The following is a 21538-nucleotide window of genomic DNA, read 5'->3' on the forward strand; positions in this document are numbered from 1 at the left end:
CGGCTCGAAAACCGTTCTGCACGACGTGTCGTTGCGCGTTCCCCCCGGTTCGGTGACCGGATTCCTGGGGGCCAACGGAGCCGGAAAGAGCACCGCCATCCGGATCGTGCTCGGCCTGCTCAGGGGCGAGGGGCAGACCCTCTTCCTCGGCCGGCCCCTTTCGTCCTGGAGTTCCCCGGGCCATGTGGTCGGGGCCGTTCTCGGCGGCGTCGCCGGCCACCCCCGTCACCGGGTCCGTACCCACCTGGGGATGGTCGCCGCCGGCATGGGCCTGCCGGGCCGACGGGTTGACGAGGTCCTCGACCTGGTCGGCCTGCGCGAGGCTGCCGGGCTGCGGCTGGGGGCCCTCTCCCTGGGCATGGCCCAGCGGGTCGGCATCGCCCAGGCGATGCTCGGAGATCCGCCCGTACTCATCCTCGACGAACCGGGGAACGGCCTCGATCCGCACTCCCTGCGCTGGTTGCGTACGTTCCTGCGCGGCCTCGCCGCGGAGGGGCGGGCCATCCTTGTCTCCAGCCACCTCCTGGGGGAGATGGAGCAGCTCGCCGACGGGGTGATCGTTCTCGCACGGGGCCGGGTGGTCGCGCAGACCACGGTGCGGGAGATCGCCGCCCGGACCGGGACCGTCACCGCGCAGAGTCCGCACCCCGATCGGCTGACGCAGCTCGTAGCGAGGGCGGGCGGCACGACGAGGCCGCTCGAGGGAGACCTGATCGCGATCAGCGGACTGGACCGCTTCCAGGTCGGGGCACTGGCGGCCGCCGAGTCGTTGGCGCTCAGCTGGCTGGACGAACGACCGCCTTCCCTCGAGGACTTCTACCTCTCCGTCGCGCACGAGGAGTTCCACATCCGATGAGCACCCCGATGACGGACCCTCCAGAGACGCAGACGCAGACGCAGACGGAGACGGAGACGGAGACGCAGACGCAGACGGAGACGGAGACGGAGACGGAGACGGAGACGGAGACGGAGACGGAGACGGAGACGGCGGCGGAGATGGCGGCGCACGCGCACACGGCGCGGGCGGACGGGGCGCTGGGCGCGTACGCCGTCCCGGCGCGCCCCCGGCCGCAGACGCCGTCCGCCGCCACCGCCCTGCGCCGGGCCGCGGCCTACGAATGGCACCACCTGTGCGGCTTGCGCTCCACCTGGATCCTGCTCGCTGTGGTGGCCCTCCTGGCCATCGGCAACGGGGTGGCCCTGCTGCTGGTCGCCGACGCGAGCGCGGCCCCCACGCCCGCGGCGGTCGCGGACGCCTTGCAGTGGTCTCCGGCCGCCACCCAGGTACCGATGCTGGCCCTGTTGCTCATCGCGCTCGGCACCGGCTCCGTCAGCACCGACCTCGCGCGCGGAGCGGCCCGTACGACCTGGCTGACCGCCGCCTCCCGGGGGACGGCGTTCGCCGCGAAGCTCGGCGTCGCGGCGGTGTCGGCCGCCGCCGTCGCCGCCGCGTCCGCCCTGCTCGCCGGGGCTGCCGGGGCACTGGCCCTCGCCGTGTCCGGGCTGCCCCAGCCCGCTTGGGGGCAGGCGCTGCCCGCGCTGCTGCGCTTCGTGCCGGTGATGGCCTGCTGGCCGGTGGTGGCCGGCTCGGTGGCGGCGCTCGTGCGCAACCGGGCGGGAACCGTACTGGTCCTCGTGGTGTGGCCGCTGATCGCCGAGCGGCTGACGGGCCTGCTCCTCGGACGGCTCCTCGGCGTCGAGGGGCTCGGCGGATGGCTGCCCTTCGCGGCCGCGCGGGCCGCGATGTCGGGTGCCCCGGACAACGCGCAGGACGACGGGGACGCCGCCTTCGCGCAGGCCATGCTCGGCAGCGACCTCGGCCCCGGGACCGGACTGCTGGTGTACGTCCTGTTCACCCTGGCCCTGGCTGCCGCCGGCGCCTGGGCCTACCGAAGGCGGGACGCCCCGTAGGGGGTGTCCCGCCGCCCTCACCGAGCCGCTCCGACTCCGGTTCCGACTCTGTTTCCGGCTCCGTTGAGAGCACCCGGGCGGGGAGGTACGCGCGGACCAGGAAGCCGCCGTCCGGTGTAGGGCCGGCCTCCAGGCTGCCGCCGAGGGCCAGAGCCCGCTCGCGCAGCCCGGTCAGCCCGTGCCCCCCGCCGTTCAACGGGGTCGGCGTCGGCGTCGGCTTCGGCCCCGGCGTCGGCCGGGCGGCGCGCGCCGGCGCACGGCTGCGGATCTCGACGAGCAGGCCCTCCGGGCCGGGCCCCGGCGCGGGGGCGGCCAGTACCGCCGTGGCCGCTCCGGACGCGTGCTTGCGTACGTTGGTCAGCGCCTCTTGCACGATCCGGAACGCCGCCTCCTGCACGGCCGCGGGCCACGGGCGCGCCAGCGCGTCCTCCAGGTCCGCCGAGACGTCCAGCCCGCTCTCCTCGATCAGCGCGGGCACCTGCCGCAGCTCCGGCCCGTCGCCGCCCGGCCCCTCCTTCAACAGGCCGACCACGCGCCGTAGTTCGGTCATCGTCGCGGCGCCCAGCTGCCGGATCGACGCGGCTGCCTCCCGGCTCTCCCGTTCACCGGCGGTCCGCTCCAGCGCCCCGGCCCGCACCACGATCAGGCTGACGTGGTACGAGACCGAGTCGTGCATGTCCCGGGCCAGCCGGGCCCGTTCCTCGGCGGCCGCGGTGCGGGCATGGAGTCCCCGCTCGCGCTCCTGCGCCGCGACCAGCCCGGCGATGTGCAGGGACAATTCCCGCCTCGCCCGCGTGAGCGAACCCAGTGCGGTCGGGCCGGCACTGGCCAGCGCGGCGGAGACCAGCCCCATCAGGCCGTACTCGGGTGTCCACCCCTCCGGAAGCTCGGCCGGGTGCCAGTAGGCGAGGGTGGCCAGGAAGAGGAGACCGGAGCAGGCCAGCATCACTCTTCGGGACCGCGCCGCGACCGCCACCTGGTACATCGCGAACAGGGGCGCGAGCACGAGGTAGCCGGTGTACGCGACGGGCAGCGTGGCCAGCAGCGCCGGGACCGGGTACCGCGTGCAGACCGCGACCGCCGCGAGGGTGAAGCCGTACAGCACCAGGTCCGATGGATCGCTCTCGCCCCACACCGTGACGACCTCCGCGCCCGAGACCGCGAGGACGACGGCCGCCTGCGCGACCGGCGGAAACCTCACGCGGCCGGCCGGGGATCCGTCCGGGCCAGCCCCGCCCGGTGGGCGAAGACGGCGGCCTGGACCCGGTTCTCCAGCTCGAGCTTGCCGAGGATCGCGCTGACGTGGTCCTTCGCCGTGGCCGAGCTCAGCCCCAGCCGTCGCCCGATCTCGGCATTGGCCAGCCCGTCCGCGAGTAACGCCAGGACCTCGCGCTCGCGTGCCGTCAGGGAGTCCGGCATCGCGGGCCCGGGACTCGCCGAACCCTGTGCGAGGTAGCCCTGTACGACGGACCGCGCGACCGGCGCCGACAGCACCGTCCCCCCGGCCGCGATCAGCCGCACCGAGTGGATGAGCTCGTCGGGCGCGGTGTCCTTGAGCAGGAACCCCGAGGCCCCGGCACTCAGCGCGCGTGTGACGTCCTCCTCGGCGGAGAAGGTGGTCAGCACGGCGACGGCGGGCGGCGCCTGCTCGGCCCGCAGTGCCTCCAGCACCGCCAGGCCGTCGGTGCCCGGCATCCGCAGGTCGAGCAGCACCACGTCGGGGCGGTGGACCGCGACCGCCGAAAGGGCCTCGGGACCGTCACAGGTCGCGGGCACCTGGATGTCCGGTTCGGACTCCAAAATCTGCTGCATACAGGTGCGCAGCAGCCGTTCGTCGTCGACGATCAGGACCCGGATCACTGAACCATCCCCCTTTGGCCGGTCCATCCCTTCGACCATAACAACGCCTGTCCGTCCCGGTCGTTCGCCAGAGCGGGATCCAGCCGCCACCGCCAGCTTCGCGGACTTCGAAGCCGTGATCGAACCGGATGGTGCGGGCTGCCCGGAAGAAGGCCGTCGAGCAGGCCGCTCAGGGGTCATCCGGGAAGAGATCACACGTCCCTTCGGCAGGTCTCGCTCGCTCTTGCGTTCATCCCACGACGGTACGCAGCACCCGTTACGGCGTTCGTTTCGCTCGGCGCGCCGTGGTGGGGATGCGGCGCTACGGTGAAAAGGACGTTCATGGCCCAGGAATCCGGACGGGCAGGAAGCCGGTTGCCGGCCGACAGGTCGATGGGGCAGGCCGCGCACGCCCGGCACGGGGAGCGGGCCCGCGAGGCCGCCGCACGCGTCCCGTGCCCCCTGTGGCTCGACTCAACTTCCAGCAATGCCTTCCCAGCTAGGAGGGAACGCATGAATCGGCACGTTCGATACGCACTGCTCGCCCCGCTCGCCCCGCTCGTTGCTTCCGCGGTTGCCCTGACACCAGCGATGGCCGCCCATGCCATGCCGGCGGCGCCCGCCGCGGCCCCGCAGGCGACCTGCAAGCTCGTCGTGGCCCCGGGTACGAACCCCGTCGAGTTCGACCTCGTACTGACCGACTTCAAGGCCGGCCAGCAGGTCAGGGTCACGGGTCCGGAGAATTTCACCCGCACCGCGAACCAGCAGGGCGCCGTCACGGAGGAGGACGTCAAGAAGGGCTCCTACACCGCGAGGGGTACCGGTGGTGGAAACAACCCGGCGGTCGGCTGCAGCAAGCCCCCCAGGACGCCCGCTACCACTGCCGCCGACATATCGGACGTGGAGGTCACGGGTGCGTCGACCACCCCCGCGGTGGACGTCGATTGCTCCGTGGCGCAGAACGTCACCTTCCAGGGGAAGATCACCGGAACGGGCACGGGGAACGTGAAGTACAAGTGGTCGGGCGTGGGCAAGACGAGCACGCCCACGGTCAAGTTCACCGAGCCCTCGACCGCGACCGCTTCCTTCACCGTGAGGGCCGCTCCGCGCGCTGCACCTGGGAATCCGGCCCCGTCCGTGACCGTGTCCCTCACCGCGGGTGACGCGACGGACTCGCTCAACTTCACGCTCAAGTGCAAGACCGGAACCTGACCCGGCCCCGACCGCCTCGGCCTGTGCACCGCCCGGCGCACAGGCCGAGTAGCGGTGGTCCGATGCCGGCTCAAGCGATCTTCCTCAACCGTGGTTCCACCGCGGATCCACCCGGGTACCGAGGACGACCTCGATGAACTGACCGCCATGGGGAGAACACCTCCTCCGGCACGGGGCCCGGGGCGGTCAGCGGCGAGCGAGTTGCCGTTCGCCGCTGGCACCCGGCTGGTAGGCGAGCCGATCCTGTGTCCTTTCGGGTCGACGACGTCGCAGTCGCGCCACTCGCGGACATCGGCTGAATGGATCATGCCCCGCTCCCTGCAAACGCGACGAGGGTGACACAACGGCCCCGGCACATTCACACGCCGGGGCCGCCCTTCCGGGCGCTGCACGTGAGAGTGCACCGACCCATTCATCATGGTATGCCCCTGGCGTTTCTCCGGCACCAGTGACGTTTCGCGGCGATACAGGCCAGACAGCCGACACGGTCAGCGCACCTCGACCGACAGGACTGCGACCCCACGACCGTGCGACGCCCGGTATTCCACAACGTCGGCATCCTGGGTCAGGTCCTCCCCCGAACCGGAGGTTTCCGCGACTAGCCTCCGCATCATGCTGCGTATCGCCGACACCCGCACCGGCCGCCTCGCGGAGATCCCCTCCGCACACCGCCACCTGCTGCGCATCTGCGTCCACCTGCCGGTCATCGACACCGGGATCGGCGCGGTGCACGTGCGGGCGCCACTGGTCGGTGACGTACTGGCGCGCACCGCGGAGTTGCACGGGCTGCAGTCCGTCACGGTCCTCAGTACGCCGGACCTGCCGCCTGAGCCGGCCCGGACGCTCGAACGGGCCATGGCCGTTCTCGGCATCCACCCGCCCGCCACCGTCGGCGTTCACCATCTGACCGAGACGATGTGCGCTGCTGCCGACGTGCACGTGCTCGCGTACGGCACCGCCGTGCAGGATGCCATCGGCGGGGTCCGGATCGACGTGGGCCAGGTCGGCGCAGTACCACCGGACGGGGGCGTCCCGGACGCTGGCCACCTTCTCGTCTCGGGTCTCCCGGACGCATTCGCCCGAGAGGGGACCGATCCGCTGGCTGTGAGGATGCTGTTGCTCGGCCACGCCTACCGCACGCCGGTCACGGTCACCAGCGCCGCGCTCGCCGAGGCCCGGCGGATGCTGACGCGCTGGCGGCAGCAGGTGGCCGACTGGGCGCAGGAGCCGTCCAGGCCGATCCCCGCCGACGTGCTGCGACAGGCCCATGCCGCGCTCGCCGATGATCTCGGCGTCCCCGCTGTCCTGGACGTGCTGGACAGCGTGGCGAAGCGCGCCGACGTGCCGACCGGTGCCAAGTTCGAGACGTTCGCCTTTCTCGACCGCGTCCTCGGGCTGGACCTCGCGCGCGAGGTCGGCCACCAGCACCCGGCGACGCCATGACTCCGGGCACCTTGCGGCGCCTGGTCGTCCTGCGGCACGCCAAGTCCGCCTGGCCGCAGGACGTGGCGGACTCCGAGCGGCCGCTCGCCCCGCGCGGCTGCCGCGACGCCCCGGCGGCCGGCCGCTGGCTGCGCGAGGCCGACTGTGTTCCCGACCTCGTCGTGTGTTCCCCCGCCCGTCGCACCCGCCAGACGTGGGACCTCGTCGCGGCCGAGCTCGGCGCCGGCATTGCGGTGATCCGCGAGGAGCGCATCTACGGGGGGAGCGCCGGGGAGTTGCTCGACGTCGTACGAGAGATCCCCGCGCACGTACGGACGCTGATGTTGATCGGGCACAACCCCGGCGTGCAGGAGCTGGTCCTGCTGCTTGCCGGTGAGACGGGCGGCTACGCGCTGGAGCAGACCCGTGCGAAGTTTCCGACATCCGCGATCGCCGTGCTGCGCGTGCCGGGGCCCTGGGCGTTCGTCGAACCTGGTGCCGCCCGGCTGACCGACATGGCCGTGCCCCGCGGCGCGAACCCCTGACGGGGGATCTCGGCGTGTCCGACCGACGGCAGCATGTCTGTCTGGGTGTGTTTCAAGACGGCGTGCTGCCTCCTGGGCGGGGTGAGAAATCGGCGGGCGGGACGCCTTCGCGTCCCGCCCGCTGCCCCGGTCGGAGGGAGCCACGCCCCTCACCGGTCGGCATCCGTGCGGTGGGCTCGACGACTGGTGTCGTCCGGCTGACCGGGGGCTCCTGGCGCCCGCCCGTGGTGCTCACCTCCAGGTGGACCGTCGCCCCGGCAGGTCGCCGAAGGGTGACATGCACGCCCCGCCTTCGCTCTCCCAGTCCTCTACGCGGCTTCGCGCGTCCCGCATGCCACCACCGATGGCGGCTTCGGCTGCCATCAGCGCGCGAGCGGTGAGGACGCTCCCCGGGATCGCGGCGGCGGCCATCAGCCGGGCTGCGGCGGCGGGCTGGGTGTCGGGCGGGATCACCAGCAGGTCCCAGCGTCCGACGGTGCCGGAGAGCAGAATCAGCTTGTCGGGATCCTGTTCGGTGAACCAGCCCACGTGCACGGTGTGCCCGGCGACGGGAACCTTGTGCGGGATGACGGGCCAGCGGGTGGGGTTCACCGTGACGTGAGTCATCCGTCCCCAGGGTTCGTCCAGCGCGTCGGCCAGCGCCGGAAGCTCGGCGTCGAGGTCACGGGAGCGTGGCCACCAGGCGCCGTCCAACTGGCCGGCAAGTGCGGTCTTCGGCGTGAGAGACAGGCGCGCCGGGAGAGCGGGAGCCAGTACGCGGGACGCCGCGCGGTCAATGGTCGGAGTCATGGCGCGGACCTGTCCCCGAGCCGTCCGAGTACGGCCCGGTGCCTTGATCGCCGGAAATGACGTCCGCATGGAACGGGCGTACGAAATACTCCCGGTTCCTTCACCCTACTCCGGTCCGCGGCCCCGGAACCCGCCTCTGACCAGGTATTTTCCGGTATCGGCGAGGCGTCCCAGGGCGTGTGGCCACGAGCATCACCGCAGGCACACGGACTACCGTGAATCCGCGGCGCCATCTTGCCGGTCAACAGCCATCCCGATGCCGCTGCCGGCATCGGACGACGTGTCGCCGCACCTCGCAGACAGGCGAAGCCGCCATGGCCGTATCCGACAGCCCCACTCCTCCGAAGCGCCTCCCGGACGAGATCCACCAAGCGGTCAGGCCCGGCACGGCACTGGTCCGACTGGAGACGACGCAGTCACGTGAAGAGGCCCTCGACGGCGTGTGGTGGCCGCGCTCCCGTGACGTCGCCACTGACGACGAAGAAGGCCCAGGTCGCTGACCTGGGCCTTCATTCAAGAGCGGATGACGGGAATCGAACCCGCGCTATAAGCTTGGGAACCACTCGGTACTTGGGCGCACGGATGGCCTCTGACCTGCAGAAACGGATGCCAAAGGCGCCGGTCGGGCTGCCGCGTCCGATCCCTTGCTGACCGTTGTTTACCGCCTTTACCGGCACGTTGTGGCACGGCCGCCGACTTCACGCGTTCCTGTCAGGCAGGGAGAATCCCTTGCGCGGGTGGCTGCGCCGCACGGATCACGGATCGGCCCGCCGTCTCCAGGAGCCCTGGCGCCTTCGGCTTGGATGTCTTTCGAGATGGCTTCATAGCGTCAGGGAGAGGTGACGGTTTATGCTCGGGCTGTGCGAGCCATGAGTGACCCCCTGACCGACGATGAGAAGACCGACCTGGACGCGGCCCTCAAAGCCGTCCGGCGGGCCGAGCAGGCTCTCGCGCGGGCGCAGGCTCATCTCAACCGCACGGCAGGCCGCATCGGCTCCGCCGACCGCTACGGGCAGAAGGCAGCGGTAGGCCGCCGCGTCGGATGGTCCCGCCAGCATGTGACCACCCTCGCCAACGCCTACCAGGCGGGCGAACCGGATCAGGAGGAGAGGACCGAAGCCGCATGAGTACCGCGCCCCAGCCGTCCGCCGTCCCGCAGCCGCCCGCCCAACCCGAGGCCATCCGCGCCGCCCTCGCCCAGGTTGCCCCGCACCTGCTCGCCGACTTCGACCGCGACCGCGCGGCCAGCACCGCCCGCGCGCGCGCCGAGGTGTCCGCAGTTCCCCTCCGCACCTTCACGGAGGCGTGGGCCGTCGAGGTGGCCATCGCCCGGCACCCGGAGACCGCCGCCCGGCTCCGCGCGCTCGAAGCCCGCGCCGGAGAGGTCAGCGACCTCGGCGAGGCGCGCGACGTCGCTGCCGAGATCAGCCGCATTCGCAACGCCGCCGCCGCCGAGGCAGGCATCCGTACCGTCGGCGAGGCCGCGCAGTGACCGACGACCGTTGGGTGTGGGAGTACGCCTTCCACGCCGAGGACGAGGTCGGCTACCCGAAGGTCGTGCGCGACGAGGTGACGGCCGTCGTCGACCAGATCGTCGAGCTCGCCAACCTCGGCATCGACCCGGCCGAACTCGGCGATCCCACCCCCGGTACGGCTCGCCGTCACATGCTCCCCTCCGGCGGATGGTTCGAGACCCAGGCGCTCCCGAGAATGAGGCCACGCCTCCTCGCCGTGGTCCTGGTCGTACCGCCACTGCACATGCTCTGATCGTCTTCCTGCCGGAGTGTTTCGCGCACAGATCTGGCGTCTCCACCGAAGCTGGACGAGGGCCGACCGGCACGGATCATCAAGGTCAGGAGTTACGCGGGATCACCAGGCCGGATTCGTAGGCGAGGATCACGAGCTGGGCGCGGTCGCGGGCGTGGAGCTTGGTCATGGCCCGGTTGACGTGGGTCTTCGCGGTCATCGGGCTGATCACCATCCGGTCGGCGATCTCGTCGTTGGACAGGCCCTGCGCGACCAGGGCGACGGCCTCGCGTTCCCGGTTGGTCAGCTCTTCCAGCCCCGTGCGGGCAGCGGTGTCGAGCGGCTGGGCGACGTACCGGTTGATCAGTTTGCGGGTGATCGACGGCGCGAGCAGGGCGTCCCCGCGCGCGGCGACGCGTACGGCGTGGAGGAAGTCCTCCGGCACGATGTCCTTGACGAGGAATCCGGTCGCGCCGACGCGCAGTGCGTCGAAAACGTACTCGTCGAAGCCGTAGTTGGTGAGGATGACGACGTGCACTCCGGCCAGGACCGGGTCCGCGGCGATACGCCGGGTCGCCTCGATGCCGTCCATGACCGGCATCTGGATGTCGATGAGCGCGATGTCGGGCAGGTGCGCCTTGACCAGGGCCAGGCCCTCCCGTCCGTCGCCGGCCTCGGCCACCACCTCGATGTCGTCTTCCAGATCGTGGAGGGCGCGGAATCCGCTGCGGATGAGCGGCTGGTCGTCCACCAGCACGACGCGGATCACGACGACCGGTCCACGGGGAGTTCGGCCTGGACGGTGAAACCGCCGCCCGGGAGCGGTTCGGCGCGCAGCCGGCCACCGAGGGCGGTGACCCGCTCGCGCATGCCGAGCAGCCCGAAGCCGGGAGCGGGAGCCGTGCCCGGCGAGGCCTTGCCGTCGTCATCGACGCGTACCGCAATCGCATCCGAACGCCAGTCGATCCCTACCGATGCCGTTGCGGCGTGCGCGTGGCGGGCGATGTTGGTGAGCGACTCCTGAACGATCCGGTAGACGGTCCGGTCCACCGCGGTCGGCACCTCGTGGCGCCGTCCCTCGATCGTCAGCGTCGCGTCCAGACCGAAGGTACGGGCCTGTTCCACCAGCTCCGGGACATCGTTGAGCCCACGCGGCGGGGCCGTGTCGTCGTCGCGCAGCGCCTCCAGCGTTGCGCGCAGCTCCCGGCTCGTCTCGCGACCGGCCGTCTAGGATTGCCAGCAGGGCCTCCGGCACCTCCTCACCCCGCCTGCGGGCCACATGCACGGCGACTTCGGCCTGCACCTTGATGACGGAGATCTGGTGGGTGAGTGAATCGTGCAGCTCCCGCGCGATGCGCAGGCGCTCCTCGTCGGCGCGGCGCCGCGCGGTCTCCTCCCGGGTGCGCTCGGCCTCGTCCGCCCGCCGCTCGGCCTGCCGCAGCGCCTCGCCGGCGGCCCCGGCGGCCGGGGTACGGCACACGGCCTCGGTCGCTCCCGCTATGAAACGCCCCGGCCCACGGCACCCTTGCCTCGCAGGCGCAGTCGTCACACTGCGGCTGGTGGATTGGGTGTTTCGGGGTTGCGCCGGTATTCGGCGTTGATGCGCTGGGCTTCCGCGAGCTGGTCTTCGAGGATGACGATGCGACAAGCGGCCTCGATGGGGGTGCCCTGGTCGACGAGCTCCCGCGCGCGGGCGGCGATGCGCAGCTGGTAACGGGAGTAGCGGCGGTGTCCGCCCTCTGAGCGGAGCGGGGTGATGAGGCGGGCTTCTCCGATGGCGCGGAGGAAGCTCTGGGTGGTGCCGAGCATGGCTGCGGCCCGGCCCATGGTGTACGCGGGGTAGTCGTCGTCGTCGAGACGATCGTCGAACGAGTCGTGTGCTGTCATTTGCACCTCTCTCTGTGGAACGCGTGGAGGGGCCCTGGTGCCGTACGGCACCAGGGCCCCGAAGGAACTGCTACACCATCTGCCGACCCTAGTACTGCGTCGGCCTTCTGTTTCCGCGGACCTGACCTGCACTCGGCCGGGGGCGCGGGGATCGCGGTTGCTTGACCGGAGACCACCTCACTATCGATGTCCTGCGGTACCCGGGCTCAGCCTTTCGACCCGGGCGATCCTGATGGCGGTCAACTCCTCCGTTCTTCCCTCTGGACCGATCACTTGCCAAACGGGGGACTACGTACTGCTGTTGATGCGAACTACTCAGTGGCCTGCGGTAGCGCCACTCTCCGGCAGCCAGCCCCGTCGCCCATCCTGCGTCTGCTCTGGCTTAGAACCCCACTGCCGAACTTCCCGGTACGCGCGCCCGCAGCCGACGCCTTTACCGAGGTACCGCTCACTGACTGCACTGCTGGTACTTCGAACTGCACTTACTGAACTGCCACTGCGTTAACTGCAGCCCCTGATCACTGCGGGCCGCCCGGTCCGGTCGTCAGTCCCGTCGCCGTCCTGCAACAACCCTGGCTTCGGAACTCCACCACCGCACCGCCCTGCGCACTGCGTGTACTGATGCCCGGCAGTTCGTCTCTCCGGGCCTTGCTCGATCTCGGCTACGAGAGAAACCATAACCACACCGCAATCGAATGTCTACTGCGGCCATCGTAGATTTTCGCGTGTTCGACGAGGAGGTAAACGAGGTCGAACACAACCCTGTATCCGCGCGCTGGCAGCCAGCAGGTGCTACCGCCTCCAGCCGTCCCAGAGCCTCGGCGCCTCGGCGGGCCGAGTGCGCGGATCGTAGGCGCCGGACCGCCAGGGGGGTGGAGCGAAGAATAGAGTCGGCTTCTATGTCGAAGCCTGACGAGCTGCTCGTGAACGTCGCCGCCCTGGTGGAGTCCGGGCAGAGCAACCAGATGTCCCTGACCGTGGTCACCGGCGGTGCTGTCATCACCGGTCGGCTGGCTCCCGAAGCCGTGTGGAGGCAGCGGGTGTCGGAGGTGCTGACGGATTCCGCCCGTCTGGGCGAGTTCTCCGCCGTGTTCACCGCCATGCCGCGTATGGAGGGGCCGCCCACGCATCTGCACTTTCATGTGGCGCGGATCTTGCAGGGAACCGTGGGTATCCCGGAGACGGGCGGGATGTACCGCGTCTCGATCGAGGATGTCAGCGCCTGGACCGTGGGCGACTTCAGCTACTCCGACCACTGACCCGCCACTACGACCAGAACCCGCCCTCACAGAGGTGAGGGCCCGACCGAGACGAGCCGGTCGGGCCCTCACTCCTGTACGGGTGTGCCGACAGCCGCGCCCGCCCCTGCGGTCAGGCGTTGCGGAAGTCCTGGAACGGGGTGGGGCGGGATCAGGCGGCGGGCTGGGGCTGCCGCAGCTCTGCCTGGCCGAAGAGGAGTGCGTAGCCGCCGGGGAGCTGGTGAAGGATTCGGGCGAGGAGGTCGGGGCCTGCGAGGCGGGAGACGACGGCGAGCACGGCGCCGGTGTCCCAGCGCGCGGTGGCCGGGGTGCCCCCGGTGCGGGCGGCCAGGTCTTTGACGAAGCCCCAGCCGGTGAGCTGTTCGGTGTCAGGGATCTGGGCGGTCAGGGTGAGGGCGGCCTCGACGGGCAGGCACTGCGCGAGGTCGACGCGTTCGTCTCCGGTGATCTGCCGGCCGAGGGCGGCGAGGACAGTGCGGACGGCTTCCTCGGCGCGTTCGCGGGTGGGATAGGCGCCTTCGTAGCGCACGCGTTCCAGCATCTGGTCGAACGTCATGGCCGCGAGGGACGGGTTCGCTCGAGGCTGGTCGTACATGGTGCTGAGGTTGCCTTTCTCTTCGAGGGCTCGGTTTCATGCCGGCCGCGGTCAGGTGGGCTGGGGGTGGCCGAAGAGGAGGTCGTAGCCGGGCGGGAGCTGCAGCAGGACCTCGCGCATGAGGACGTCTCCCGCCGCGGCGGCCACGGTGGAGAGGACCGCGCCGATGTCCCACAGGGCCGTCTTCTCGGTGGCGCCTTCGATCCAGGCCGCAGTCGCGCGGATGAAGCGTTCAGGTGAGAGCGGTTCGGCGGCCTGCAGGGGGTTGAGGAGGATCAGGGCGTACGTCTCGGGGAGCCGGGCGGCGAGCTCGGCCCGCACGGTGCCGACCAGGTGTGCGCCCAGCAGGGCCAGGACGACGCGGGCCGCCCGTTCGGCCTCCTCCCGAGTCTGATACTCGCCGCGTTCCTGGACGTGGTCCAGGAACGCCTCCCGGCGCATCGTCATCACGTCACCTCCGGATAGGGGTGAAGGGGCGAGGGGTGCGGAGGACGGGGTGCCGGAGGGGGAATCGGTTCCCCGTCCTCCGCCGCTGGTGCCGGGCTGTTCAGCCGGAGATCTGCTTGCGGCCGGATTCGCCGCCGATGCTGATCTTCCGCGGCTTGGCGCGCTCGGCGATCGGGATCCGCAGGGTCAGGACACCCGCGTCGTAGTCGGCTTCGATGTGCTCGGTGTCGAGGGTGTCGGCGAGCACGATCTGGCGGGAGAAGACGCCGAGGGGTCGTTCGGAGAGCTCCATCTGCACGCCGTCGGACTTCTCCGCGGGCCGGCGCTCGGCCTTCACCGTCAGCATGTTCCGCTCGACGTCGATGTCGATCGCCTCGGTGCTCACGCCGGGGAGGTCGAAGGCGATCACGTACACGTCGCCCTGGCGGTAGGCGTCCATCGGCATCACGGACGGCTTGGACCACGTGCCCGACGCACCCGAGAGCTGCTGAACGATCCGGTCCATCTCGCGGAACGGGTCAGTGCGCATCAACATCGCGAAACACCTCCAGTTGGTTCAGGCAGGAACTGCCAATGCGCTTCAACGTGCTCCCGTTGTAACATGTCATCGAAACGATGACAAGCAAGGAGTCATCTGGAGGATGACAGAGTCACGGAGAAGGCAATGAACGAGGCCGCCGAGCCGACCACACCAGTCCCCTTCCTGGCTGCCGCCGCGGCACTGGAGGCCATCAACCAGGCCGTCAAGGACGCGCAGCAACCCTTCGCGAGAACAGCCGCTTCGCCGCCCGCGCCGGACTCGGGCCCGCACCCGGCTCTGGCTGCACTGCTGAGGCTGCGCGAGGTCCGTGAGCAGCTCGCCGGCTGGGAGAGCGGCCTGATCGAAACCGCCCGCGGGCACGGGGCGAGCTGGGCCGATCTCGCGGGACCGCTCGGGGTCGCCAGTCGGCAGGCCGCCGAACGCCGCTACCTGCGCCTGCGCCCCGGCACCGCCGGAACCACCGGGGAACAGCGCGTCCAGGCCACCCGTGACACCCGCGCCGCCGACCGCACCGTTACCGCCTGGGCCCGCGACAACGCGGCCGACCTGCGCCGACTCGCCGGGCAGGTCACCGCCCTCACCGGCCTCCCCACCAACGCCCAGGGCGCCATCGGCGACCTGAACCTGGCCCTCGCCGACAACGACGCTGCCCGTCTCGTTCGCCCTCTGACCGCCACCCGGGCCCATCTGCGGCCCGAGGACGCCGAGCTCGCCGAACGTATCGACGCCCTGGCCCAGCACACGGACCAGCTCCGCCAGGACACCCATGACCAGCGCAACACGTGACACGGAACCGCGAACTATCGACTGGCCAACGGGCGTCGGGAGGGCCACGCCCGTAGATGCAAGGAGTGATCACCATGGTCGAACACCCTCCCCGGACGGCCGACGGTAACGACGTCGCCGTAGAGGTCCTGGACCACACCGTCGCGGTCAGGCCCACCGGCGAGATCGACCTCGAGACGGCGCACTCCCTGCAGCTCGCCCTCTCCGAAGCTCTCACCTACGCCTCACCGGCCAAGCCGGTGGCGGTCGACTGCAGCCGCCTCACCTTCTGCGACTCCTCGGCACTCAACGCACTCCTCGCCGCACGACGCGCAGCGCAAGAGACCGGCACCGTCATCCGCTTGGCCGCCCCCAACCGCCAGCTCCAGCGCCTCCTGGAGATCACCGGCGCACTGTCCCTCTTCCCCGTGGACCAAGACCCGCCGACCGCCGGCTGCCATCCGAGGGAATACCCGGACGGACTCCCCCAGTAGGCAGGCTGGTGGTGTGCGGGCACTGATCGGCGTACGGCGAAGGCGGGTCGCCTTTCCGGCTCTCCGCTCAGCTGCGCCAGGGAAACTGGGTCTTCTTGGGATCTGCAAGGGCATGGGCTCGGAGAGATTGCAGATACCGGCCCAGGGAGCTGGTGGGATCATCCACTGTGAACCGTTCCTTCCGCCCGTCAGACTGCCCAACGTGACTGATGCCGCGCCGACTGCAGAGACCACTCCCGACCAGGACAAGTGGCTGACCCCAAGCGTGAAAGGCGTCGGCTCAGCGAGCTTTCTGGCCGACGTCGGCCACGAGATTCCCACGGCGTTGCTGCCATCGCTGCTGACCTCCACCCTTGGAGCACCGGCCGCTGCCCTGGGCGCGATTGAGGGCATCTCCGATGCGCTGGCAGGAGCGGCAAGGTTCGGGGGTGGCGTTCTCGCGGACGACCCGGCGCGTCGGCGGAAGGTCGCCGTCGGGGGCTATGCGACGACGGCAGTGCTGGGCGCGGCCACCGCCGGCGCGACAGCGGTATGGCAGGTGGGCCTGCTGCGCGCCGCCGCCTGGACCGCGCGCGGTCTGCGTGTTCCCGCCCGGAACGCGCTCCTGGCGGACATCGTCCCCGCCAAGGCGTACGGGCGGGCCTATGGCTTCGAGCGGATGATGGACAACCTCGGCGCCATCTTCGGACCGCTCCTCGCCCTCGGCCTGGTGGCCTGGCTCGGCGTCCAATGGGCCATCGGCCTCTCCGTCATTCCCGGACTCCTCGCCGCCGGCGCGATCGTTTACGCGATCCGCAAGACTCCCCGCCCGACCAGCCGAGACAAGGTCCCCCTCAAGATCCGTATCAAGCCGGTTCTCCAGGGCGATCTCGGCAAACTGCTGGGAGCGGTTGCTGCGTTCGAGGTCGGCAACGTCGCCGCGACCCTGCTGATCCTGCGCGCCTCGGACTTGCTGGCCCCCGAACACGGCACGAAGACGGCGACGACGATCGCACTTGGCCTTTACACCGCCTACAACGTCGCGGCCACGATCGCCTCCGTGCCCGCCGGCCGGTTCTCGGACCGGCTCGGCACCCGAGGCCCAGTCGTCGTCCTCGCCGGAGGCGTCGCGGCATTCGCACTCTCCTACGGCCTCTTCATCATCGACGCCACCACAGTTGCCCTCCTCGTGATCCCGTTCGTCCTCGCCGGCGTAGGCATCGGAGCGGTCGAGACCGCCGAGCACTCCGCCGTCGCGGCCCTCGCCCCGAAGGGCCTGCGCGGCTCCGCCTTCGGCATGCTCGCCACCGTCCAGTCGCTCGGCAACCTCGCCGCCTCCACGATCGCCGGCCTCCTGTGGATTCTCGTCTCCCCGACCGCCGCCTTCGCCTACCTCACCGCCTGGATGGGCGTCGCCCTCATTGGTCTGCTTTGGTCCGCCCGGCGTGCGCGCGGGTAGATGCCGCCAGAGCGGACACCGTCCGTCAACTGCCTCTTTGGGAGCGCGAATCCGCACCCAATGTGGCCGATTGTGGCGCAGGTGACAGGAAATGCGTCTCGCGATATGAGACGCCACCGCGTCCGGGTGGTGCAAGTGGTGCATGGAACGCCCTCCGGCCAGGGCATTTCAGCGACTTGGGGCACGCGGAGGGCACGGCGAGGGCTGAGAGGTCTAGACAACGAAGAAGGCCCAGGTCGCTGACCTGGGCCTTCTCTCAAGAGCGGATGACGGGAATCGAACCCGCGCTATAAGCTTGGGAATCACTCGGCACTCGGGGGCCTGAACCCCTGGTGACCTGCGAAAACGTCCGCTGTGGAGCCGAGTTCCGGGGCCCGCGGAACCCCCGTGTTGACCGCTGTTTACCGCCCTGACTGGCACGTAGTGGCATGAGTCGTGTGCTGCCCGGCGTCCCAGGCACCTCGGTCGGCGGGACGACGCTTGGCGTCAGCGGAGGTTCTTCCAGAACGCATGGTTGTGGTCCTTGGTGAACTCCGTTCGCTTCCACGGCCCCGAGGCCAGCGACTGCACGTAGCCGCCGCGGCGGAAGCTCGGCCAATCCGTCTTCCCGGACTCGGCGAAGTCCACCCAGGTGTCAGTCATTCGCTTGCCGAGGCGTTCCTGCTTCTCTGTCAGCTTCTCGAACAGGGGCGGCTTGAAGTCGAAGAGGTAGGGGAGCTCCGACATGTGCGAGGCGCGGAGCTCGAAGCTGAGCTTCGGGTTACCTGGCCACGAGGGCGTCTCGCGCTCGCTGAACTCGAACATCCGGGTCGGCGTCCACTGCGACAGCAGCCGGGCGGTGTCCAGCGTCGGAACCGACCAGCTGCGGTCGGTCAGGACCGTTGCCAGGGCCTCGCCGGCGGAGCTGAAGCGGCTCAGCGGGTAGCGGGCCAGTACCGCGTCGGCCTGGGCGCCGAACTCCTTGCGGATTTCGGGCTCGTACGCCTCGGGCGGCATGGCATCGCCCGTCAGCTCCTGACCGAGGATCCGGCCGCGCTCCTCGTCGTGGTTGACCCCGATGAGGACCGGGACGCGGTTGAACTTGCCCGTGTGCAGCGCCTCGGCGGGGGTCAGTGGCATGAGGTCCGTACCGGCGATCGGGCGGGGCTCGTTCCAGGTCCCGTACGCCTTCATGAGCGTGGCCGCGTCCGTGCCGCGCAGGCAGGACTCCGCATCATTGCAGTCCTTGCCCTCCTTGGACTTCAGCTCCTTGAGCTTGGCGAGCGTGGCCTTGGCCTCGGCCTCGGCTTCCTCCCGGGTGCGGGAGCCACCTGTGGCGCAGGGAGCGCTCTGCACGATGGCGCGGTCGAACAGTCCGGTCGACTTCGGCGAGGCGAGGTGGCCGCAGACGCTGTACCCGCCGCCGGACTCACCCATGATCGTCACGTTGCCGGGATCGCCCCCGAAGGCGCCCGCGTTGGCGCGGACCCAGCGCAGCGCCGCCTGCTGGTCCTCCAGGCCGAGGCCGCCGGAGGTCTTGAGCGCCGGGTCGGACAGGAAGCCCATGACACCCAGCCGGTAGTTGACCGACACGACGACGGCGCCCTCGGCGGCCAGCCGCTCGGGGCCGTAGAGGTCGCCACTGCCGAACATCAGGCTGCCGCCGTGGATCCACACGATCACCGGCCGCTTGCCGGTCTGCGTGGCGGGGGTGGTGACATTCAGGTAGAGGCAGTCCTCGGCCTCGCTGGGGACCCCGATGGGCAGCCCCGCCGGCTGCGAGCAGGGGGATCCCGGAGCGGTCGCCTCGCGCACCCCCGTCCAGGTCGCGGCGGGCTGAGGCGAGGCCCAGCGCAGGTCGCCCACCGGCGGGGCGGCGTACGGGATGCCCTGGAAGCTGCGCAGGCCGCCGTTGTCGGCGGTGCCACGCACGGCGCCGCCGGTGGTGCCGACGACCGTGCCGGCGGTGCTGCCTGCTGCCGCTCGGGCGGGGGTGGCCGGCCCGACGCCCAGGCCCAGGCCCATGCCCATGCCCATGCCCAGCGTGGTCAGCGTGAGGGCGGCGGCGATGAACCCCTTGGAAACGTTCCTGGTGTGTCTCATGGCCCGAACGCTACGCAGATTTGCACGATCGTGCAATACACTTGTCTAACTCGATCGTATGAGGCGTTCGTGTCACACGGGCGCTAGGCTCGTGAGCATGGGAAACCGCGAAGCCCTGCTCATCAGCGCCAAGGCCTGCCTGCGGGAAAAGGGATACGACCGCACCTCTGTGCGTGACATCGCCACGGCCGCCGGCGTGAGCACGGCCGCCGTCGGCTACCACTACGGCTCACGCGAGGCACTGCTCAACCAGGCCCTGTTCGAGATCCTCGACGAGTGGGGCGACGCGATGGGCAGGGCGCTGGTACCCGACGCCAACGGCTCCTCCAGGGCGCACTTCGAGCGCATCTGGGAGAGCCTGATCGAGGACTTCGGTGCGCACCCCGACCTCTGGCTCGCCTCGGTGGAACTGTTCATGCAGGCCCAGCGGCAGCAGGAGCTGCGCGCCGCTCTGGCTGGGGGCACCGCTCAGGGGCGGCGTGGCATGGCGGCCATCCTGGACGGCGTCCGCGAGGAGGAGGTGTCGGACGCCTCCGTCCGCACCCTCGGCGCCGTGCAGTTGGCGCTCGTGTCGGGTGTGATGCTCCAGTGCCTCAGCGACCCCTCCAGCGCCCCCACCGCTGCCGAGGTGCTCGAAGGCGTCCGGGCCCTGGCCGAGTTGGCGCGCTGACCATGACAGACAACGAAGAAGGCCCAGGTCGCTGACCTGGGCCTTCGTTCAAGAGCGGATGACGGGAATCGAACCCGCGCTATAAGCTTGGGCATAGCAGCTGACCTGCGAAGATGACCTTAAAGGTGTGGGTGGTGAGAGGGTCGTACTGACCCCCTATTGACCGCTGCTCACCGCCCCGAAGTGCACGGCTGGGGCACGCACCGAGTCGCTGCGATTTCTTGGCTTCGGCTGGCTTCCTCCTCACGAGCCGCATCGTGGCTGCGCGAGGGCGATTGGCGTGCGCAACACGCGCCATCTGGCGCAGGGCCCATGGGAGCGAGGGTCACTTTCCAGGGACCAGTTCCAGAATCCGGCCGACCCGATGCCACCCGCCTACGAGGATCGCGGCTAGCACGGCGGACCCCATGATCAGCCAGGGGCGCATGTCATCGCTCACTCCTGCGTGGGGCAGCATCGCGGATGCTCCGACGGCCGCTGCCATGGCTGTGAGAATGACGAGCGCGACGTGGAGGGATTCCCGGAGCGCGGTTCGGGCAGCGGAGACAGGGGTGACTCCAGCAAGGGCGTCTTCCGGCAGCAAGGCCCCGATGCGGCCCTCCGCGCAGCGTTCACCAATCATGGCCAGCTTGGCCCCCAACCGAGGTAGCGCGGCGTCCGGCTCGACGTCGATCTGTAATAGCTCTGCCTGGAGTGCGCCGACGACCAAGGCGGCGTGATTGCGGGCTGCTGACCGTCGAGCTGAACGGCGCCGGATGGTCCCGGCGTAGCGATGCACGCGAAGGATGGCGTCCTGCGCCTCTCGCAGAGCGCGATCGACCTCTCGAAGATGCGACGAGCGGAGGCCGGACTCTTGGCTGTAGGCATCTGCGCAAGTGCGGAGGGCTTCCTGAATGCGGATCGTTGCCCGGTGCCGGTACGAGGCTCCCCTGGCCGGGCGGCGGTCAAGCAGCCACCAGAAGGGTGTAAGAACCGGCACAGCCATGGCTAGGAACAGGATCGGAAAATCCTGACCAGCACGGTACCCACCAGGTCACACGCAGCGCTGACGCCGGGGCGGACCTGGCGGAGGCGTCCGCGCCCGAGTAGCACTCCTTCGACGACCGAGGCCCGCCGATCCCGACGGGCACGCTCGGTTCAGGCCGAGGGCGGCGGCGCGGATGATTCGGCGGCGCGGCGGTACTCGGCGTTGATGCGCTGGGCTTCCTCGAGCTGGTCCTCGAGGATGATGATGCGACAGGCGGCCTCGATGGGGGTGCCCTGGTCGACGAGTTCCCGGGCGCGGGCGGCGATGCGCAGTTGGTAGCGGGAGTAGCGGCGGTGGCCGCCCTCGGAGCGGAGCGGGGTGATCAGGCGGGCCTCTCCGAGGGCGCGGAGGAAGCCCTGGGTGGTGCCGAGCATGTCTGCCGCCCGGCCCATGGTGTAGGCGGGGTAATCGTCGTCGTCGAGACGGCCGAACGAGTCGTCTGCTGTCATTGAACCTCTTTCATGGAACGCGTGGAGGGGCCCTGGTGCCGTACGGCACCAGGGCCCCGAAGGAACTACTACACCATCTGTCGGCCCTGATACTGCGCCGACCCTGTGTTTCCGCCGACCCGACCGAGATGCTGCCGGGAGTGCGGGGATCGCGGTTGCTTGACCGGAGACCACCTCACTATCGATGTCCTGCGGTACCCGGGCTCAGCCTTTCGGCCCGGGCGATCCTGATGGTGCTCGGCTCCTCCGTTCTTCCCTCGGTGATCAACTGCTTACTGCTCTACTGCGTACTGCTGGTGGCCTGACCTAGCGCCACTCTTCGGCAGCCAGCCCCGTCGCCCGTCCTGCGTCTGCTCTGGCTTGGAACCCCACTGCCGAACTTCCCGGTGCGCGCGTCCGCAGCCGACGCCTTCACCGAGG

At 70.3% G+C, this 21538-nt stretch carries 24 protein-coding genes and 1 pseudogene; 13 read left to right on the forward strand and 12 right to left on the reverse strand.

All coding sequences use genetic code 11. The annotated features are described in order from the left end of the window. Positions 1-25 precede the first annotated feature (25 nt). Positions 26-856, forward strand: a complete 831-nt coding sequence (locus ACGFYQ_RS17805; RefSeq protein WP_393745322.1) for an ABC transporter ATP-binding protein — start codon at positions 26-28, stop codon at positions 854-856. Beyond that, positions 853-1911 (forward strand): hypothetical protein, encoded by a 1059-nt coding sequence (locus ACGFYQ_RS17810; RefSeq protein WP_393744807.1) that lies wholly within the window; start codon positions 853-855, stop codon positions 1909-1911. Before ACGFYQ_RS17805 ends, ACGFYQ_RS17810 begins: the two co-directional genes overlap by 4 nt. Here ACGFYQ_RS17810 and ACGFYQ_RS17815 read toward each other — a convergent pair. Together ACGFYQ_RS17815 and ACGFYQ_RS17820 are read right to left on the reverse strand one after the other, a co-directional pair. Further along, positions 1853-3112 (reverse strand): sensor histidine kinase, encoded by a 1260-nt coding sequence (locus ACGFYQ_RS17815; protein ID WP_393744809.1) that lies wholly within the window; start codon positions 3110-3112, stop codon positions 1853-1855. The genes ACGFYQ_RS17810 and ACGFYQ_RS17815 overlap by 59 nt on opposite strands. Then, positions 3109-3771 carry a response regulator gene (locus ACGFYQ_RS17820; protein ID WP_393744811.1) on the reverse strand — a complete coding sequence of 221 codons (663 nt, stop codon included), beginning with the start codon at positions 3769-3771 and terminating at the stop codon, positions 3109-3111. Before ACGFYQ_RS17820 ends, ACGFYQ_RS17815 begins: the two co-directional genes overlap by 4 nt. 492 nt (positions 3772-4263) lie before the next feature. Between ACGFYQ_RS17820 and ACGFYQ_RS17825 the strand changes: the two genes are divergently transcribed. The 3 genes from ACGFYQ_RS17825 to ACGFYQ_RS17835 all read left to right on the forward strand — a co-directional run bounded on the left by ACGFYQ_RS17825 (position 4264) and on the right by ACGFYQ_RS17835 (position 6929). Further along, entirely contained in the window at positions 4264-4962 is a 699-nt protein-coding gene (locus ACGFYQ_RS17825; RefSeq protein WP_393744813.1) for a hypothetical protein, read from the forward strand. A gap of 612 nt (positions 4963-5574) precedes the next feature. Then, complete coding sequence (locus ACGFYQ_RS17830; RefSeq protein ID WP_393744815.1) at positions 5575-6405, forward strand: hypothetical protein; 831 nt, start codon at positions 5575-5577, stop codon at positions 6403-6405. Then, the gene (locus ACGFYQ_RS17835) at positions 6402-6929 is read left to right on the forward strand and encodes a SixA phosphatase family protein (RefSeq protein ID WP_393744817.1); all 528 of its coding nucleotides are present in this window, start codon (positions 6402-6404) and stop codon (positions 6927-6929) included. Before ACGFYQ_RS17830 ends, ACGFYQ_RS17835 begins: the two co-directional genes overlap by 4 nt. Before the next feature lie 231 nt (positions 6930-7160). Here ACGFYQ_RS17835 and ACGFYQ_RS17840 read toward each other — a convergent pair whose 3' ends face one another. Continuing rightward, positions 7161-7718: a DUF5994 family protein gene (locus ACGFYQ_RS17840; protein WP_393744819.1), complete on the reverse strand. Its 558-nt coding sequence runs from the start codon at positions 7716-7718 to the stop codon at positions 7161-7163. An 860-nt stretch (positions 7719-8578) separates the two neighbouring features. Between ACGFYQ_RS17840 and ACGFYQ_RS17845 the strand changes: the two genes are divergently transcribed. Genes ACGFYQ_RS17845 through ACGFYQ_RS17855 form a run of 3 tightly spaced genes read left to right on the forward strand, consistent with a single transcriptional unit; the run spans position 8579 to position 9485 of the window. Next, the gene (locus ACGFYQ_RS17845; protein ID WP_393744821.1) at positions 8579-8845 is read left to right on the forward strand and encodes a hypothetical protein; all 267 of its coding nucleotides are present in this window, start codon (positions 8579-8581) and stop codon (positions 8843-8845) included. Further along, complete coding sequence (locus ACGFYQ_RS17850; RefSeq protein WP_393744823.1) at positions 8842-9210, forward strand: hypothetical protein; 369 nt, start codon at positions 8842-8844, stop codon at positions 9208-9210. The genes ACGFYQ_RS17845 and ACGFYQ_RS17850 overlap by 4 nt, the downstream gene beginning before the upstream one ends. Then, positions 9207-9485 (forward strand): hypothetical protein, encoded by a 279-nt coding sequence (locus tag ACGFYQ_RS17855; RefSeq protein WP_393744825.1) that lies wholly within the window; start codon positions 9207-9209, stop codon positions 9483-9485. Before ACGFYQ_RS17850 ends, ACGFYQ_RS17855 begins: the two co-directional genes overlap by 4 nt. Before the next feature lie 85 nt (positions 9486-9570). Here the strand turns inward: ACGFYQ_RS17855 and ACGFYQ_RS17860 are convergent, their stop codons facing one another. The 3 genes and pseudogenes from ACGFYQ_RS17860 to ACGFYQ_RS17870 form a co-directional block, all read right to left on the reverse strand. Then, positions 9571-10233, reverse strand: coding sequence for a response regulator (locus ACGFYQ_RS17860; RefSeq protein ID WP_393744827.1), 663 nt, complete (start codon positions 10231-10233; stop codon positions 9571-9573). Further along, positions 10230-10929 (reverse strand): annotated as a pseudogene (locus ACGFYQ_RS17865) (sensor histidine kinase); the annotation flags it as partial. The pseudogene ACGFYQ_RS17865 and the gene ACGFYQ_RS17860, both read right to left, overlap by 4 nt. Positions 10930-11009: 80 nt before the next feature. Continuing rightward, entirely contained in the window at positions 11010-11351 is a 342-nt protein-coding gene (locus ACGFYQ_RS17870) for a MerR family transcriptional regulator (RefSeq protein WP_393744829.1), read from the reverse strand. An 899-nt stretch (positions 11352-12250) separates the two neighbouring features. On the opposite strand from ACGFYQ_RS17870, the gene ACGFYQ_RS17875 reads away from it, so the two are divergent. Continuing rightward, positions 12251-12610: a hypothetical protein gene (locus ACGFYQ_RS17875; RefSeq protein ID WP_393744831.1), complete on the forward strand. Its 360-nt coding sequence runs from the start codon at positions 12251-12253 to the stop codon at positions 12608-12610. A 151-nt stretch (positions 12611-12761) separates the two neighbouring features. On the opposite strand, the gene ACGFYQ_RS17880 is transcribed toward ACGFYQ_RS17875, so the two are convergent. The 3 genes from ACGFYQ_RS17880 to ACGFYQ_RS17890 form a co-directional block, all read right to left on the reverse strand. Continuing rightward, positions 12762-13205, reverse strand: coding sequence for a DUF2267 domain-containing protein (locus tag ACGFYQ_RS17880; RefSeq protein ID WP_393744833.1), 444 nt, complete (start codon positions 13203-13205; stop codon positions 12762-12764). 51 nt (positions 13206-13256) lie between these two features. Beyond that, positions 13257-13652, reverse strand: coding sequence for a DUF2267 domain-containing protein (locus ACGFYQ_RS17885; RefSeq protein ID WP_393744835.1), 396 nt, complete (start codon positions 13650-13652; stop codon positions 13257-13259). Between the two features lie 100 nt (positions 13653-13752). Continuing rightward, on the reverse strand, positions 13753-14187 hold the full coding sequence (locus ACGFYQ_RS17890) for an Hsp20/alpha crystallin family protein (RefSeq protein ID WP_393744837.1): 435 nt from the start codon (positions 14185-14187) through the stop codon (positions 13753-13755). 129 nt (positions 14188-14316) lie between these two features. On the opposite strand from ACGFYQ_RS17890, the gene ACGFYQ_RS17895 reads away from it, so the two are divergent. The 3 genes from ACGFYQ_RS17895 to ACGFYQ_RS17905 all read left to right on the forward strand — a co-directional run bounded on the left by ACGFYQ_RS17895 (position 14317) and on the right by ACGFYQ_RS17905 (position 16890). Next, a complete protein-coding gene (locus ACGFYQ_RS17895; protein WP_393744839.1) occupies positions 14317-14979 on the forward strand; it encodes an HSP18 transcriptional regulator in 663 nt (220 codons plus the stop codon). A gap of 74 nt (positions 14980-15053) precedes the next feature. Further along, a complete protein-coding gene (locus tag ACGFYQ_RS17900) occupies positions 15054-15452 on the forward strand; it encodes an STAS domain-containing protein (protein ID WP_393744841.1) in 399 nt (132 codons plus the stop codon). Positions 15453-15654: 202 nt separating this feature from the next. After that, the gene (locus ACGFYQ_RS17905) at positions 15655-16890 is read left to right on the forward strand and encodes an MFS transporter (RefSeq protein ID WP_393744843.1); all 1236 of its coding nucleotides are present in this window, start codon (positions 15655-15657) and stop codon (positions 16888-16890) included. Positions 16891-17376: 486 nt separating this feature from the next. On the opposite strand, the gene ACGFYQ_RS17910 is transcribed toward ACGFYQ_RS17905, so the two are convergent. Beyond that, complete coding sequence (locus ACGFYQ_RS17910) at positions 17377-18972, reverse strand: carboxylesterase/lipase family protein (protein ID WP_393744845.1); 1596 nt, start codon at positions 18970-18972, stop codon at positions 17377-17379. Between the two features lie 97 nt (positions 18973-19069). Between ACGFYQ_RS17910 and ACGFYQ_RS17915 the strand changes: the two genes are divergently transcribed. Next, positions 19070-19642: a TetR/AcrR family transcriptional regulator gene (locus ACGFYQ_RS17915; RefSeq protein WP_393744847.1), complete on the forward strand. Its 573-nt coding sequence runs from the start codon at positions 19070-19072 to the stop codon at positions 19640-19642. A gap of 325 nt (positions 19643-19967) precedes the next feature. Here ACGFYQ_RS17915 and ACGFYQ_RS17920 read toward each other — a convergent pair whose 3' ends face one another. Further along, the gene (locus tag ACGFYQ_RS17920; protein ID WP_393744849.1) at positions 19968-20627 is read right to left on the reverse strand and encodes a hypothetical protein; all 660 of its coding nucleotides are present in this window, start codon (positions 20625-20627) and stop codon (positions 19968-19970) included. Between the two features lie 152 nt (positions 20628-20779). After that, positions 20780-21118, reverse strand: coding sequence for a MerR family transcriptional regulator (locus ACGFYQ_RS17925; RefSeq protein WP_319722718.1), 339 nt, complete (start codon positions 21116-21118; stop codon positions 20780-20782). Between the last annotated feature and the right edge of the window lie 420 nt (positions 21119-21538).

It is taken from the genome of Streptomyces sp. NPDC048258, from assembly GCF_043201995.1.
In the GTDB taxonomy this organism is placed as follows: domain Bacteria; phylum Actinomycetota; class Actinomycetes; order Streptomycetales; family Streptomycetaceae; genus Streptomyces.

Coding starts and splice junctions, on each gene's coding strand:
- ACGFYQ_RS17810 (WP_393744807.1), top strand. CDS start 853: ATGAGCACCCCGATGACGGACCCTCCAGAGACGCAGACGCAGACGCAG.
- ACGFYQ_RS17825 (WP_393744813.1), top strand. CDS start 4,264: ATGAATCGGCACGTTCGATACGCACTGCTCGCCCCGCTCGCCCCGCTC.
- ACGFYQ_RS17830 (WP_393744815.1), top strand. CDS start 5,575: ATGCTGCGTATCGCCGACACCCGCACCGGCCGCCTCGCGGAGATCCCC.
- ACGFYQ_RS17835 (WP_393744817.1), top strand. CDS start 6,402: ATGACTCCGGGCACCTTGCGGCGCCTGGTCGTCCTGCGGCACGCCAAG.
- ACGFYQ_RS17840 (WP_393744819.1), bottom strand. CDS start 7,718: ATGACTCCGACCATTGACCGCGCGGCGTCCCGCGTACTGGCTCCCGCT.
- ACGFYQ_RS17850 (WP_393744823.1), top strand. CDS start 8,842: ATGAGTACCGCGCCCCAGCCGTCCGCCGTCCCGCAGCCGCCCGCCCAA.
- ACGFYQ_RS17870 (WP_393744829.1), bottom strand. CDS start 11,351: ATGACAGCACACGACTCGTTCGACGATCGTCTCGACGACGACGACTAC.
- ACGFYQ_RS17875 (WP_393744831.1), top strand. CDS start 12,251: ATGTCGAAGCCTGACGAGCTGCTCGTGAACGTCGCCGCCCTGGTGGAG.
- ACGFYQ_RS17880 (WP_393744833.1), bottom strand. CDS start 13,205: ATGTACGACCAGCCTCGAGCGAACCCGTCCCTCGCGGCCATGACGTTC.
- ACGFYQ_RS17885 (WP_393744835.1), bottom strand. CDS start 13,652: ATGACGATGCGCCGGGAGGCGTTCCTGGACCACGTCCAGGAACGCGGC.
- ACGFYQ_RS17890 (WP_393744837.1), bottom strand. CDS start 14,187: ATGTTGATGCGCACTGACCCGTTCCGCGAGATGGACCGGATCGTTCAG.
- ACGFYQ_RS17895 (WP_393744839.1), top strand. CDS start 14,317: ATGAACGAGGCCGCCGAGCCGACCACACCAGTCCCCTTCCTGGCTGCC.
- ACGFYQ_RS17900 (WP_393744841.1), top strand. CDS start 15,054: ATGGTCGAACACCCTCCCCGGACGGCCGACGGTAACGACGTCGCCGTA.
- ACGFYQ_RS17910 (WP_393744845.1), bottom strand. CDS start 18,972: ATGAGACACACCAGGAACGTTTCCAAGGGGTTCATCGCCGCCGCCCTC.
- ACGFYQ_RS17915 (WP_393744847.1), top strand. CDS start 19,070: ATGGGAAACCGCGAAGCCCTGCTCATCAGCGCCAAGGCCTGCCTGCGG.
- ACGFYQ_RS17920 (WP_393744849.1), bottom strand. CDS start 20,627: ATGGCTGTGCCGGTTCTTACACCCTTCTGGTGGCTGCTTGACCGCCGC.
- ACGFYQ_RS17925 (WP_319722718.1), bottom strand. CDS start 21,118: ATGACAGCAGACGACTCGTTCGGCCGTCTCGACGACGACGATTACCCC.